The organism is Streptomyces sp. NPDC038280 (assembly GCF_055600045.1).
The window spans coordinates 163,197-177,342 of sequence record NZ_JBVJYZ010000009.1 but is presented as its reverse complement, the minus strand read 5'-3'; the positions used below and the strand labels follow the sequence as shown (position 1 = coordinate 177,342).

12 protein-coding genes and 1 pseudogene are annotated in these 14,146 nt (G+C 68.9%); 3 read left to right on the top strand and 10 right to left on the bottom strand.

What is annotated here, in order from left to right; translation table 11 throughout:
• Positions 1 to 7 precede the first annotated feature (7 nt).
• From ACZ7J0_RS20130 to ACZ7J0_RS20120, 3 genes are all read right to left on the bottom strand, one after another.
• Positions 8 to 1,423 (bottom strand): hypothetical protein, encoded by a 1,416-nt coding sequence (locus ACZ7J0_RS20130; protein WP_470889106.1) that lies wholly within the window; start codon positions 1,421 to 1,423, stop codon positions 8 to 10.
• A gap of 456 nt (positions 1,424 to 1,879) precedes the next feature.
• Positions 1,880 to 2,230: a hypothetical protein gene (locus ACZ7J0_RS20125; protein ID WP_470889104.1), complete on the bottom strand. Its 351-nt coding sequence runs from the start codon at positions 2,228 to 2,230 to the stop codon at positions 1,880 to 1,882.
• 87 nt (positions 2,231 to 2,317) lie between these two features.
• Entirely contained in the window at positions 2,318 to 2,743 is a 426-nt protein-coding gene (locus tag ACZ7J0_RS20120; protein WP_470889102.1) for a hypothetical protein, read from the bottom strand.
• Positions 2,744 to 3,112: 369 nt separating this feature from the next.
• Between ACZ7J0_RS20120 and ACZ7J0_RS20115 the strand changes: the two genes are divergently transcribed.
• The gene (locus tag ACZ7J0_RS20115) at positions 3,113 to 4,531 is read left to right on the top strand and encodes an ATP-binding protein (protein WP_470889100.1); all 1,419 of its coding nucleotides are present in this window, start codon (positions 3,113 to 3,115) and stop codon (positions 4,529 to 4,531) included.
• A gap of 735 nt (positions 4,532 to 5,266) precedes the next feature.
• On the opposite strand, the pseudogene ACZ7J0_RS20110 reads toward ACZ7J0_RS20115, so the two are convergent.
• Positions 5,267 to 5,815, bottom strand: a pseudogene (locus ACZ7J0_RS20110) (hypothetical protein).
• 127 nt (positions 5,816 to 5,942) lie between these two features.
• Positions 5,943 to 6,485 (bottom strand): hypothetical protein, encoded by a 543-nt coding sequence (locus ACZ7J0_RS20105; protein ID WP_470889298.1) that lies wholly within the window; start codon positions 6,483 to 6,485, stop codon positions 5,943 to 5,945.
• A gap of 237 nt (positions 6,486 to 6,722) precedes the next feature.
• Between ACZ7J0_RS20105 and ACZ7J0_RS20100 the strand changes: the two genes are divergently transcribed.
• Entirely contained in the window at positions 6,723 to 7,259 is a 537-nt protein-coding gene (locus ACZ7J0_RS20100; RefSeq protein WP_470889098.1) for a CbrC family protein, read from the top strand.
• Positions 7,260 to 7,279: 20 nt separating this feature from the next.
• Here the strand turns inward: ACZ7J0_RS20100 and ACZ7J0_RS20095 are convergent, their stop codons facing one another.
• From ACZ7J0_RS20095 to ACZ7J0_RS20075, 5 genes are all read right to left on the bottom strand, one after another.
• Complete coding sequence (locus ACZ7J0_RS20095; RefSeq protein ID WP_470889096.1) at positions 7,280 to 7,912, bottom strand: DUF6000 family protein; 633 nt, start codon at positions 7,910 to 7,912, stop codon at positions 7,280 to 7,282.
• Positions 7,913 to 7,915: 3 nt separating this feature from the next.
• On the bottom strand, positions 7,916 to 8,710 hold the full coding sequence (locus ACZ7J0_RS20090) for a HEAT repeat domain-containing protein (RefSeq protein ID WP_470889094.1): 795 nt from the start codon (positions 8,708 to 8,710) through the stop codon (positions 7,916 to 7,918).
• A 601-nt stretch (positions 8,711 to 9,311) separates the two neighbouring features.
• Entirely contained in the window at positions 9,312 to 9,575 is a 264-nt protein-coding gene (locus tag ACZ7J0_RS20085) for a type II toxin-antitoxin system RelE family toxin (protein ID WP_470889092.1), read from the bottom strand.
• A complete protein-coding gene (locus ACZ7J0_RS20080; RefSeq protein ID WP_060180502.1) occupies positions 9,568 to 9,837 on the bottom strand; it encodes a type II toxin-antitoxin system Phd/YefM family antitoxin in 270 nt (89 codons plus the stop codon). The genes ACZ7J0_RS20085 and ACZ7J0_RS20080 overlap by 8 nt, the downstream gene beginning before the upstream one ends.
• Before the next feature lie 524 nt (positions 9,838 to 10,361).
• The gene (locus ACZ7J0_RS20075) at positions 10,362 to 10,976 is read right to left on the bottom strand and encodes an antibiotic biosynthesis monooxygenase (RefSeq protein WP_470889090.1); all 615 of its coding nucleotides are present in this window, start codon (positions 10,974 to 10,976) and stop codon (positions 10,362 to 10,364) included.
• A gap of 494 nt (positions 10,977 to 11,470) precedes the next feature.
• Between ACZ7J0_RS20075 and ACZ7J0_RS20070 the strand changes: the two genes are divergently transcribed.
• Positions 11,471 to 14,116, top strand: coding sequence for an AfsR/SARP family transcriptional regulator (locus tag ACZ7J0_RS20070; RefSeq protein WP_470889088.1), 2,646 nt, complete (start codon positions 11,471 to 11,473; stop codon positions 14,114 to 14,116).
• Positions 14,117 to 14,146 lie beyond the last annotated feature (30 nt).

Genomic DNA, 14,146 nt, shown 5'->3' with positions numbered 1-14,146 from the left:
CGGCCTGTCAGTTCCTGCCCATCGGCCGGGCCAATGTCTCCGCGGCCGGAAGAAGCCGTATCGCCATGACGGACCCGTCCTCACGCAGTGAGACAGGACCGCCCCATCGATCGCGTAGCCGCCGGGCGGACGCGCGGTTCGTGCCTGCGTGGGCGGTACGGCGGTACTGTTCGACCTCGCCCTTGCTCAGGCACGCGAAGAGGTCCTCGGCCAAGCCGGAGAAGACCTCGACTCGGGTGCCCTTCAGCCGGAACACGTGGTCGGTCCCAAGGAAGCGGACTCCGCGGATCTCGGCTTCGGCGTCCTGCACGATGCCGGTGCCCGCATGGGTGAAGCCCTCAAAGCTCTCGCGCCCTTGGCGCTCCGTCAGGTACCTGGCGGCCAGATCACCGCTGCCGGTGAAGGCGGCAAGTCCCGCCGCTCCGGTCCGTACGATGTTTCTGCGGAACCAGGCGAAGTTCTCCGGGAGCACCTGAAAGCCACCGCCGTACACGGCGTCCTGGTCCCCGTCGGTCGGCGCGAGGAGCACCTGGGGAAAGAAGTTCTCCTGGCTCAGCTTTGAGTCGGCATCGGCCAGCGGGTCGCCGGAGTCCACCAGAAGTGCACCGCTGCCTGGAGCGTGCAGGACGTGCACGATGACGCCGCCCTGCCCGAGCAGCTCGGTGGACATCACCAGGGCGGGCGTGGTGTTCCACGGGCCCACATGGAACGCTTCGGCCTGTGCGGACGCACCAGCAAGCTGCTTGTGCGCGTAAGCGGTTCTCTGGTGAGTGCCTCGGCAGACCAAGGGCACGATCTTCGACGGTTCGCCCGGCCGCCACGCCTCCAGCAGAAATTCGGGCCGCAGTTGGATCCAGTCCCGCCGCCGTACCTCCTTCCCCGCGAGGATCCAGCCCGCCTGCAGGACGGCCTCGGCGTCCACGACAGAGACGGAGTGCCCGGGAAACTGCTGCCGGACGATTCGTTCGGCGACCGCCAGCGCAAAGCCCTTCCCCAACTCCTGCGACTGCACGGTCCGGTAGTGCCGCTTGGGGTTACGCCCTTCCTCGCTCAGAGCCATGAACTGAGCGACGCCGCCCTCGAGCGCCTGGCAGTACTTCAGGCTTCCCCAGTGCTCGGCCAGTCCCCGGCCCGTGCCCTGTCGAGAGACCGCGAGCGCCCGCCCGAGCGTGTGCAGAAGCTCCCAGGGCGTCAGAGTGATCGTGTCCCCGATCCCGGAAGCCGGCAGCCCCGCCAGTCCGGGCTTTCGCCGTGGTACCTCGCGGCCGTCCTCTTCGCGTTTCTGGTCGTCCTTGGCAGCGGCTTCCTCCACGGCGCCAGCCAGTGCGGCCGACGACGCACCTGCACATGCCAAGGCTTCGCGAGGTTGTCCAGGATGTCTGCTGTCTGCCTCATACCAGCCCCCCGTAGGCTCGTTGGCCATGCCGGCGCCGGACTCTAGTCCATGGAAACGGGGCGCTCACAAGTGCGCATGCGACGGAGCAGCCCAAAACTAGACCTGGTCGGAAGGAGATCGAGTGCGCCGTCGGCCCTTGTGGTTGCAAGGGGTTGATGCTGCCTTGCGGAGTAGGTGGCTGTCTGTCGCAGTGTCGAACTCTGGCGTGATTTGAACGCTTGGCGATCAGCCGCAGGTGCTTCTCGTGACCGCCGTTCTGTCCGCGGCGGCTGCCGCGGGAGAACACTCGGGGCCGCCTAGCAGTGCTGGTGGGCCGCGCGAGCCCGTGCAAGACTTCGAAAGCCGTGTGGAATCGGCCTCAGCCGGACTGGCGCCCTCTCCATCAGGGACTCCGCAACGCCTTACGTCGGCACTACCCTGCTCCCGCTACCGAGCCCCTGAACAGCAAAGAGGCCCTCCCGGGATTAACAATTTCGACGCGCATCACTGGCGATCTAGCCACTCTGTCAGGTCCTTGAGTCTGGGAAATACTTGGGTTTTCATCCCTCGCGGAAGGTGAGCAGCGCGGAGTACATGGGGCGCATAGCGTTCGGTTACGATAATGTCGCAATACGGCACCGCGATGCTCAGTGCATCAATATCGAAGATGTCGTTCGGCTCCCATGACTTCTCGCGGTTACGATGTGCCGCTTCCGTGAGGGTCACATGGACGTCGGCGCTTGGCATGCAGTCCGCGAAGCCCCTGATCGACTCTCTGCCCGTGACTACTTCGGCAAGTGTTCTGCCTCGGTCAAGGAGTGCCTGGGTGAGCATGTCGATGACTTCGAGAGACATGTACCGGGCCTGTACTACGTCGCGTAGGCGGTTCCGATACTGCGGATCATTGTCGAGGCGTTCAGCTAGCTGCCGCTCCGATTCCGCTCAGTTTTCAGCGACTCTCTTAGCGACTGTCGGGTCCCACCCGTTTGCCTTAAGGTCTGGTACTTCGGCGTCAGTGGGTCCTCGCAGCATTGAGCGCTCAAGCTGCTCACGTGCATTTGCCAGCATCAGATCAAAGGCTGCTGGCCCATCTGGCCAGGCGGCGCGAGCCTCGTTGGTGGCATCACCGGAAGCTGAACGGATAGACAAGCCGCCCCGCACGCCCATGGCATGACCGATGCCGTGTCCCAGCAGTTCGATATCTGCATGATGCGGTGAATCGGTGTCGAGTGCCCGGTCAAGTGCTGCCTCGATCTCCAGCCGCATGACGTGCGTGCAGGAGAGCAAGGTGGTGAAACCCGAGACCTCTTCCATCACATCGGCGATGTCGGCTCGCTGGCGGGGATCCTGGATCCCTGCCATTTCCATGTAGTGAGTAAGAGACAGGGGGAAGAGATACAGCCCAGAATTGGCAGCGTCCCGCACCGCAGTGAGCGCTGGCTGGTAGGACCCCCCGGTCCGGTGTCCCGTAGCGGCCTGGCCAGGCTGATCCAATGGTTGAGGTCCAGATAGATAAGGCGCTGTCCCGTGTGACCTCGACTTAGGTGACCGGGCCAGGCGTATGGAGGGGCTTGCCGTCGTGCCATGGCGGCCATTCTGGCAACCCCCGGGCTGCGGCCGCCTCCGAGTATGAGCAGAGTCCGTGACCGTGACCATGAGCGACAATTGGCGATGGCTGTATGCTAACGTCTATGTTACTAACATCGCTGTTAGTCTCATGCGTGGAGGTCGGCGAGCGTGGTGGATTTCGTGGGGCGTCGGCAGGAGCTGGCGACGCTGGAGCGAGAGCTGCAGAAGGTGGCGGCAGGGGTCGGCGGTGAGCGGCCCGGTCGGTGCGTGATGCTGCGTGGGCGGCGCCGGGTGGGTAAGTCGCGGCTGGTCGAGCGGTTTGCGGAGCGCTCCGGGGCCCCCTTCTTGTTCTACGCGGCGACCGGTGCGTCCCCTAGAGATGATCTTGCACGGCTCGCCCGGGACGCCCAGGCATCGACGCTGCCGATGGCGCGGCTTGTGGCCGCCGCACGGCCGGAGAGCTGGGACGCCGCGTTCGACGTGCTGGCTGCGGCGCTGCCCGCCGACCGGGCGAGCGTGCTGATCATCGACGAGGTGCCGTACCTGATGGATGCCGATGGCGCCTTTGAGGGGATGCTGCAAAGGGCCTGGGACCGGGTGCTGGAGACCAAGCCAGTGCTGATGGTCCTCATCGGCTCCGATCTGTCGATGATGGAGGCCCTGAACAGCTACGGACGCCCCTTCCATCAACGCGGCCGGGAGATGGTGCTAGGACCGCTGAACCCCGCCGAGGTGGGGCAGATGCTCGGGTTGGAACCGGCGGAAGCCTTCGACGCCGCGCTGGTCACCGGCGGGCTGCCGCTGATCTGCGCGGAGTGGCCGCGAGGTGCAGGGCTGTGGGACTTCCTCGGCGAGGCGCTGAGCGACCCGGTCTCGGCCCTACTGGTATCGGCCGAGCGCTCGCTGGCTGCCGAATTCCCTCCGCAGGCGCAGGCGCGTACGGTGCTGGCGGCTATCGGCAGTGGCGAGCGGACCTTCACCAACATCGCCCGTGCAGCCGGCGGAATCGGGGCCACACCCCTGCAGCGAGCGCTGGAGCTGCTTACGGACAAGCGGATCGTCGCTGCGGAGCTGCCCGTATCGCTGCGTCCGTCGAAGGATCGCCGCTACCGGGTGACAGATCCCTACCTGCGGTTTTGGCTGCACCTGCTCGGCCCGTCCATGGAGGAGATCGAGCGGGGACGGGGCGATCTGACCTTGGCGCGCATCCGGGAGAACTGGACCAGCTGGCGCGGCCGGGCCGTCGAACCCCTTGTCCGCGAGGCCCTGGCGCGGATACTGCCCGACGACCGGCTGCCTGCGGCCCCCGCAGTGGGCGGCTACTGGACCCGCACCAACGACGTCGAAATCGACATCGTCGGGGCGGACCGCGCCCCTATCGCCAAGGAGCTGCTCTTCGTGGGCTCCATCAAGTGGCTGGAGCAGTCGCCCTTCGACCGGCACGACCTGGCAGCTCTGCATCGACACCGGGCCGCCCTCACCGGCGAACCCGTTCCAGTCGTGGCGGTCTCGCGCAGCGGCGTCGACTGTCCGGGCCTCGATGCCACCTACGGCCCCGGCGATTTGCTGACCGCTTGGCCGCTGTGAGTGGTGGATTGCAGGCGCGGTACCGGAGTTGGGGAGCATGATCAGGCCACAGACGTTGCGGAGAAGTCCCTCAGACGTCGGCTCCTTGCTGGCGCTGTTGTGTAGCGTTGGCGATCCTGAGCCCTCTCGTACTTTGTCGCGAATCCCGTGCTGGGATGGTGCTGGGATGACGGCGCATTCCCCCGCAGGTCAGAGGCTTGTGGTCGAGTTCCGCTTCAACGTCTAATACGTTCGGCGAAGGCCGTCTGACCTGCGGTGGAGTGGGTTGGGCGGCCTTTGCTGTCCGCACGGAGTCCGCAGCGCGCCGACTTCGGCCAGCGCGCCGGGGAGCGGCTACGCCGCTAATCGCGGTTGTGGGCCGCTCGCTGTGATGCCGACGAGCAGAGCCAACGAGACGAGTGGTGTCTGTACGGCTGTCTCTCCAGTGGATGCTCAGCAGGCAGAGCGCGCCGTGATCGGCAGGCAGGTATGCGGTCAGGGCCGCGCCCGCCCATCACGGCTTGGCGCGGCTCTTCGGCCCGATCAAGATGCCGGTAGAGGGCGGTGCCGACGACCTCTGCCTGTGCTGTGGGTGGCAGGGAGCCAACTGGAGCATCGGGAAGGTCTGGGGCCACGGCCGCAGGGTTCCATCCGACTCCGACATCAGCGGCACCGGTACCGCCACAGACCGCCGACGGCTCACGTTGAGCAACACTGTGATGCCCTCGATGCTCGTGGCAGCGAGGGCATCAGTCGTCAGGCCGTGCGGGCTGTGGGTATATCTGCGAGATCCATGTTGTGAGCTCGGTCAGGTGCTCGGGCTGCAGTCCGAGGTGTGGGTCGGGCTGAACGAGGAGGGTCGGCGTTCCCTTGGCGATGCGCTCCGCTGCCCAGGCGTGGTCGAGGCTGGTGAAGTCGTCGTCGATCCAGATGGCGGGGGCGTCGTCCAGCCAGGCGTCGACGTGGTCGCGTTTCCACATGTAGCCGTTGAGGTGGGCTGGCGGAGATCTGAGGGCGCGGCAGGCCGACATGCGGCAGAGGCGGGAGGCCGAGGAGCGGTCCGATCAGGGTGGTGGCGTCCTGCCGCCAACTGGTGCACCGGACCGGCGTGACGAGACCCGCACTGATCACGTCCATGAGCATGGGTCCATGCGCGGGGTCGAGCCAGACGGTGACAGGGCTGTCGGCGCTCCGGCTGGTAGGGACGACCTCGTGGCGGGCGTGAGTGGCCGGGGTCGAGCCGTCCGCGTCGGGAAAGGCTATGAGGACGCCGTCGATGTCGAGGAGCAGGTGGGGCGGGCGCATCCGTTCCTCCAAGGGGCAAGCCGGAACCCCCCAGCCCGGCAACGGGTCGGAGGCGCGCCCCCATCGGACTGCGTTGGGACCACCTGAGACCTGAGACTGTGCCATGGCCGTCATAGGGGCTGTGCCGTTACCGAGGGCCGCTCCCGAAGAGAAGCTCGTACGGCAGATGGTCGTCGTCCGGAACGTACGGCACGTAGTTCGGGGTCGTGCGTGCGGCGGCGGCCAAGAGCCGAGAGGCAGCTTCTTCCTCGGAGGCAGGGGTGAGTCCGAGGGCGTGCAGAAGGCTGTCGCGCTCGGTGTTGAAGTCGGGACGGTCGGCGCGGATGTCCGCCATCAGCTCACTGATCGTGAAGCCCTTCGCCAGGTCGCGCCAGAAGGGCAGCACCACGATGAGGGTGATGGCCTCGACGAGGTCGGCGCCGATCAGTGTCGCCTGGCCCTCCGAGTCGGCGTACAGGACGGGCCTCTCCTCGGCCCCGGCTTCCCCGCACAGGAAGTACGTGCCGCCGGCGCCGCAGCCGGCTATCGGGTGTAGTGGGATCCCGGTGGGAAGGGCGAAATCCTCAATGGGGTCCCGGCGCTCGACGTCGAAATCGCCAGGCCAGGCGAGCGCGGCAGCAAGGGAAGGCTCCTGCTCGATCCGAAGGAGTAGATCGTCTGGTGCGGTCATGGGCGGAACGTAACAGCGCCCTCGGACATCTGCTGCGACTGGCATGCTGATCGACGCTGAAGGGGCGCTGTCAGTGGGGCATGGCACAGTTCGGCCATGAGCTACGACCTGGCGGTGTGGGAAGGCAGAAGGCCCGCTGACGATGTGATCGCGGGCGAGGTCCTCACTCAGCTCTACGACCGCTACGAGGGCGCTTTCAGTCCGGCACGATAACTGTGCGTGGGTAGCGTGACCGGCATGTCCGAGGAGTTGCCCGGCTTTCCGTACCACCCCGATCCCTTGGCGACCGGGGCGGTCATTGCGTCCAGCACGACGTGCGTCTGCTGCGGGCGGGTGCGGGGGTACGTCTACACGGGTCCGGTGTACGCGGTCGAGGAGCTTTCCCATCTGCTGTGCCCATGGTGCATTGCGGACGGCAGCGCGGCTGCGAAGTACGATGCGCACTTCATCGGTGACCCGGTCGGGGACGATGCCCCGCTCGAGGTCGTGATGTATGTCGACGCGCGTACGCCGGGTTTCTCGTCCTGGCAGGACCCGCGGTGGTTCTTCCACTGCGGTGATGGGGCGGCGTTCCTGGGGGTCGTCGGGGCCGCCGAGCTGGCCTCGTTCCCCGATGCCCTGGAGGCGCTGCGCAGTGAGGCCGTCGCGTGGGGGTGGTCTGCCGAGGCGGTGGAGAGCCATCTCGGGGCCCTGGACAAGGACGGCCAGCCCACCGGTTACCTCTTCATGTGCCGCACCTGTGGGCGGTACATGGCGTACTCGGACTTCACGTAGCCGCAGTTGGGTGGTTGTGGCTACGGCTGGGTCCAGCCGTTGGCGAAGTCGCACTGGTGGTCCGTCCAGCGGCGCTGCTCGTCGGGCACGTAGCCCGGGTGGCCGCGGAGGTGGGCCAGGGCGTTGACCCACTGGTCCCAGAGGCCGTCGGGCTCCGTGAAGCGGTCGGCGTGGTGGGTGCCGAGGTGGGCATCGAGGTGGAGGAGGGCGCCGAGGGCTGCGGGCTGGTCGTAGCGAAGGTCGGTGCGGGGGAGATAGCGGTCCAGGTAGGCAGTGAGGATCTCGGAGTCCGCGTGCGTGCCGAAACGGGCCAGGGCGAAGCAGTAGGCCCCGCCGGAGAAGCAGACATCGCTGGCCAGAAGCAGGTCGCCGACGCGTTCGCGGAACGTGGCGCGTCGGCCTACGCCGATCAGCCAGGCGGCGGTGAGGCGTGAGCGCCACTCGTAGCCGAGGAGGGCCTCCAGCTCGGCGTCGGTGATCGTGGCTGCGTCGTCGATGAGGTGACGGGTGAAGCGTTCGGCGTGTGGCCACCCGGGCCGCAGGGCCCGACCGCTTTTCAGTACAAGGTAGCGCGGGCGCTCCGAGTCCTTCCTCGTCACGTAGCGCTCGATCACGTGGCCGTAGCCCATTTCCTCGGGGTGCTGGAACAGCATCGGTCACTTCTCCGGGTGCAGGTCGGTGCGGTCGATCCAGGCGGGGGCGACGAAGACGTTGTCGCCGATGGGGGCTTCGGCGGCTTCCAGTAAAGACCAGGCGCGGGCCTCTTCGACCAGGTGCTCCCAGGGCGCATTCCAGTCGAGCTGCCAGTCGAGGACCGGGCCGGAGTCGCCGTACGTGCGGCCGGCGTCCACTCGCCAGAACTGGGAGTAGAGGATCACCTGGGCGTGGTCGGCCAGGTCGTTGATGATCTCGGTGAAGTGGGCTGAAGGCCAGCCGGGGGCGTCCTCCGCAGCGGTGGCTCGTAGGCGCGCGGTGAGCGGTGGGATGACAGGGGAGCGGGCGCCGAGTTCGGTCAGGGCCCAGCGCATGCCTTCCGGCTCGCTCCAGTCGGGTGGCGTCGCCCGTTCTAGGCAGGCGCGATAGGCGCGGCGCACGGGCTTGACCGCGCCGTCGATCTTCAGGCTCGCCAGGGCCATTGCCGCCCATTCCCGGACGGTGGAGTCGTCGCTGCGCAGGAGGGCGATCAGAGCGGGGCCGCAGCGTGGGTCCGCCACCTCTTCGAAGACCTCGATGGCGGTCAACTGCCCGAAGCCGCCGTGGGAGGGCAGTCCCTCGATGATGGCGGGGATGGCGTCGGAGCCGATGCCGATCAGTTCCGCGCGGGCGTCGTACGACGGGCCGGTCGAGTCGTCGAGCTGCTGGATCAGTCTCTCGATGTGGGTGGTCATGGGTGGTCTCGGCGCCAGAAGGAGGGCAGCCACCAGCAGAGCACCGAGTGGTCGTCGGGCCACGGGGCGCGGTCCTCGGCTTCCCAGTCCTCGAAAGAGTCGCGCGCCAGGTCGATGGGGCGCCAGGCCGGGTCGAGCGGCTCGTCCTCGGCCGGAGGGCGGACGTACTGCCGGCCGTGTTGGTCGCAGGCACGAAGTCCTGGTAGTTGCGCTGGGCCTCGATCAGGGAGACCTTGTTCGCGCCGCCGCCCATGGCCGGCCAGCGGAACTGGACCCCGTCGTCCTCCCACAGAAGCAGACGGGGCAGATCTCGTACGAGCCGGGCATGTCGTCGAGCACGCGGTGCCCGCAGCAGGGACAGGGGTAGCGGTCGCTCACCTGCGCAGTCTCGTTGCAGGTCCGGCCGGTGCGCCACGGATTTCTCGGCCTCCGCACGCCCGGCCAGTCCGCAGCGAGTCCGCAGGACACCCGTACGCGGCCAACAGGAGCCAACACAAGCCAACGAGGAAAGGTCAGAGCCCTGGATGGGGCTCCGCCGCAGGTCAGGATCGGGCCGCAGACGTTTCGCTTCAACGTCTGATCGGACGTGGACAAACGGCCTGACCTGCGAGAAAGCAGGTCAGGCCCTTGTGCTGTCCGCAGCAGTCCGCAGAACCTGGAGCGGCTACGTGTCGTAGACCGTGGAGCGGTGTCCGATGTGTACGACCCACACCACCAGTTCCCCGTTGTCGATCGTGTAGACGACGCGGTAGTCGCCAACCCGTAGGCGGCGGCGCTCAGGCTGGGACACGAGTGCAGTGGTGTTGAAGCCGAAGGGGTCGCTCTCCAGCTCTGTCAGTTTGGCCAGGACACGAAGCGCCATGTCGCGAGGGATCTTGCGAAGCTCGGCCTGGGCCTCAGGCCGGAACACCGTGCGGTAGTCACTCACTGCGTGCCAGCGTCTCCCTCATCACGTCCTCGATCGGGACGCCGGCGGCCGGGCTTGCCATGCGCTCATCGATGATGCGGTTGATCTCGCGCTCTTCCCACTCCTGGTACTTGCGCAGCACCTCGATCGAGACGACGGCGGCGACCTGCTTGCCGCGCCGGGTGATGACAGTGGGCACGTCGTCGCGGTCGGCCCGTTCGACGACTTCGGCCAAGTGCGCGCGTACGTCGCGGATGGACTCTATGGGCAGCGGCTGAGTCATGCTTCAAGAGTACCGAGTGTGCCATGTGTACACAATCGGGGTTGCCCGCACTCGTTGGGGATAGGTCACCGGCCCGTTTCCGGGACGGAGATCCGGGAGAAGTTCCTTCTGTTACCTCGCTACCGGCGGTCGTAACCCTTCGGGTGTGAACGGTCGCGGCTGTGCAGACTGCGCAGATCGGCGCCTGGCCCCCTTCCTGCAGGACGCCCGCCCGGTCCGTAGGCAGTCCGCAGGACACCCGTAAGCGCCCGTCGGGATTCAACGCATGCCGACCAGGAAATACCAGGTCAGGGCCCTGGACGGGGCTCCGGCGCAGGTCAGGATCGGGCCGCAGATATTCCGCTTCAACGTGTGATCAGTTAGTTGCCGCATGTGAGGTGATCCTCAGCGCGCAGGTCAGAAGGGGTCAGGCTCTACCGAGCCCGACCCCTTCCGCGTTCCCCGCGCCGACGTGTCGCCGACGCCTGCGATCCGGTCGGCTCGCCGAGCTGAACGCGCTCGACCTGCTCGAGGAGTTGTCCGGCTCAGGCGTGGGGGACCGCCGTGGCGAGGACCGCGTCGAATTCCTCGAGGCTGGTGGTGGTCATGTGGGCCTTCGTCGTGGCCTCTCCGCGGACCGCCGCGACGGCGCTGCGGGATGCCACAAGTGACTCGCGGTCGGTGTAGAGCGCGCCGACAGCGGCTCTGCCCCGGTCGCGGTCGATGAGCAGGGAGATGCCGGCCAGGCCGGGGATCTTCTCGATCTTGGGCAGTGAGGTGTTGCGGAACGTGTCCACCAGAAGGTCGATGTCGGCCGGCTCGATGTCCATGCGGACCAGCCGGAACCCCGCGCCTGGCCCTAGGGTCTCCGCGCGCCGGGCGACCGCCGCTTGCCAGTTGTCGACCGTCATGGTCTGTGCGAAGGGTGCCATCATCTCGGCCCGTCGCTTGCTCAGCGCCTCGTAGCTGGCCTGCCGGGAGGCTTCGTCGTCCCACCACGATCCCACCAGGAGCTTGCCGAGCTCTCGGTCGGCGAACAGCCCCATCCCGCGAAAGCCCGGCTGCGCCGACAGCAGCTCGTGCCCCTCGGTCCGGAGCGCCTCGGCGACCCCGTCGAGCGCGGCCGGATCACCTGTCGCATAGATGCTGCGAACGTACATAGCGCACTTTCCTGCCTTCCGGTGGCCCCGTGCGGGCTCGCTTCCCCACTCCATGCGATGGCCGGGGCGGACGGGGGGCAACGTGGCAGGGGCATTCAGGTGAAGCGACCGCGGCCGACTTCTCCGGGAGTCGGCGGCTCCAGGCACGCCCATGCCGTGCTCGTCCCGGCCGTGCTGGGACGGTGCCGGTAGGGGCCCCGCGGAGCGCGTGTTCCCGAAGGGGGCGTCCCGACCACGCTGGGACGGTGTCAGGAAGGCCCCGGCGGAACGCGTGGTTCCGAAAAGCGCGGCCCTGCGGAACGCGTGATTCCGAAGGCCGCGGCTCCGCGTTCGACCCTCCGCCTCGACGTCCGACCGGGCCGGCAAAGATGGCCTGATCTGCGCGAAAGCCGGTCAGGCCGTTGTGCTGTCCGCAACAGGAGGCGGACGACCTCCCGCGTATCCTCGGGTCTCGGCGGGGGTACGGCTCCGGAGGCGGATCGGGAAGGTGTGAGGTGGAGTTCCGGCTGCTCGGTTCCGTGGCCCTCGTGACGGAGAACGGAGACGTGGCGCTCGGGCCGGCCAAGCGCTCCAGCCTGCTGGCCATGCTGCTGCTGCGGCCCAACACCGCCGTGAGCGTCGCCCAGTTGACCGCCGCCCTCTGGGAGGACGAGCCGCCCACCCATTCCAAGACGGTCCTGCAGGGCCATGTCTCGCGGATGCGCGCCCTGCTCGCCGAGCACGGAGCGCAGGCGTACGGGATCGAACTCGCCACTCAGGGATCGGCGTACGTCCTTCAGATGCCGGAATCCCTGGTGGACGCCCACCGCTTCGAGGAGCTCGTCGCGCTCGCCGGGGTGCAGCGGAGTCCCGCCGACACCGTGCGGATGCTGCGCGAGGCGCTGTCCTACTGGCAGGGGCCCGCGCTCACCGGGACCGTGCAGAGCCGGCCTCTGGAGGCGGCGGCCGGCGGTCTCGAGGAGCTGAGGCTCGCCTCGGTGGAGGCGCTGGCCGACGCGTACGGGCGGCTGGGCGAGCACGACCGGGCCGCCGCCGTGCTCCGCACCGAGGCCGTCGCCCATCCGCTGCGCGAATCCCTGGCGGCCTCGCTGATGCTGGCCCTGGGCCGCTCGGGGCGGCAGTCGGACGCGATCAATTGGTACCACCGCACCCGGCGGCTGCTCGCCGACGAGCTCGGCGTGGACCCCGGCGAGACGCTCGGCGAGGCGTACGCGACGCTCCTGCGCGCCGCCGAACCCGCCCCGGCGCGGTTCCCCGCGCTCCCCGTCGAGGTGCCGGTCCCCGAGCTGCTGCCCCGGCCGCCGCGGGGATTCACCGGACGGGACGCCGAACTGGCCGCTCTCTCCGGGGTCGTCGGCGGCGCGGAGGCGCCCGTCTGCCTGATCACGGGCCCCGCCGGGGTCGGCAAGACCGCGTTCGCCCTGCACTGGGCCCACCGCCGGCGCGCTGACTTCCCCGACGGACGGCTCTTCGCCGACCTGCGCGGCTTCAGCGACACGCCCGCACCCGAAGCCGGCTCCGTGCTGAGGGAGTTCCTGCTCGCGCTCGGTACGCCGCCGCAGCGGATCCCCGAGACCGCCGCCGCGAGGGGAGCGCTGTTCCGTTCGCTCACCGCGGGGTGCCGGCTCCTCGTCGTCCTCGACAACGCACGCTCCTCCGAGCAGGTCCGACCCCTGCTGCCCGGCGGCGACCACTGCGCGACGCTGGTCACCAGCCGAGACCGGCTCGGCGGACTCATCGCCTCCGACGCCGCCCGGCCCGTACCGCTCGGGCACCTTCCGCCCGCCGACGCGGCGGCGCTGCTCGCCAGCGTCCTGGGCGACGAGCGGGTCGCCGCCGAGCCCGACGCCGTCGCGCAACTGGCCGGGCTCTGCGACGGGCTGCCGCTCGCGCTGCGCGTGACAGCGGCGCGCCTTGCCGAGCGACCCCAGTGGACGCTGGACGCGATGGTCGGTGAACTCGCCGACGAACAGGGCCGGCTGGCCCTGCTCAACGTCGAGGACACCGGGGTGTCGGCCGCGTTGCGCCTGACCGTGCAGCAACTGCCCGAGCCCGCCGCCCGGATGTTCCGCGCGCTCGGCCTGCACACCGGATCGGACCTGGACCGTTTCGCGGCGGGGGCGCTCGCCGGGACGTCCCCCGCGCAGGCCTCGGCCGACCTGGACCGTCTCGCCGCCGCCCATCTGCTCACCGAGTCCGTCCCCGGTCGCTGGACGCCGCACGATCTGGTACGCCTCTACGCCCGCCACCTCGCCCCGCATGCGGACCCCGAGGGCCTGCGCCGCCTCCTCGACCACTACCTCTACACCGGGCTCGCGGCCGACGCCGCCGCCGAACCGGGTTCCCAGCCCTGTTACTCCCTGCCCGGCGACGCCCGGCGGCCGGCGGCGACCAGGGAGTTCGAGGACCGTGCGGCGGCGATGGCCTGGTACGAGGCGGAGCGTCCGGCGCTGGAGGGAGCGGTCGCGGCCGCCGCCCGCCTCGGTCTGCACGACCGGGCCTGGCGGCTCGCCCTGGTGCAGTGGCCGCTGATGCTGTGGCGGATCAGGGACGGCTGGACTCCGCTGCTCCGGGCTGGGCTCGACGCGGCCGAACGCGAGGGCGACCTCGATGCCCAGTCGCGGACGCGGGCGCTGCTCGGCTGGATCCTGCACGAGGAGGGCCGTGACGCGGAGGCCCTCGTCCACCTGGAGAAGGCGCCCGGACTGGCCGCGCTGGCCGGCGACCGGATCAGCGAGGCGATCGCCTACGTCAATCTCGGGGCGGTCGTCGACGCCACGGGCGATTCCGGGCGGGCGGGGGAGCTGATGTCCCGGGCGGTCGCGCTCGCCACGCGGACCGGTCACCCCTCCACGCAGGTGCTGACCCTCCAGCATCTGGCCAGGCACTGCCTGAAGACCGGGGCGTACGAGGAGGCACTCGCGCACACCCTTTGCGCGGCGGAACTCGTCTCGCCCGACGCCGCGGTCGGCAGGGCGCAGCTGCGGATACTCCGCGGTGAGGCGCTGACCGGGCTCGGCCGCGTCGAAGAGGCCGCCGAACAGCTGAAACAGGCCACGGTGGAAGCCGACGCGGCTGGTTTCACGGAGGGGTCGGCGAGGGCCGCGGAGCTGCTGTCGCGGCTGCCAGCGGATCGTTAGCGGGACGCAAGCGGGACGGCAGCGCGGGCC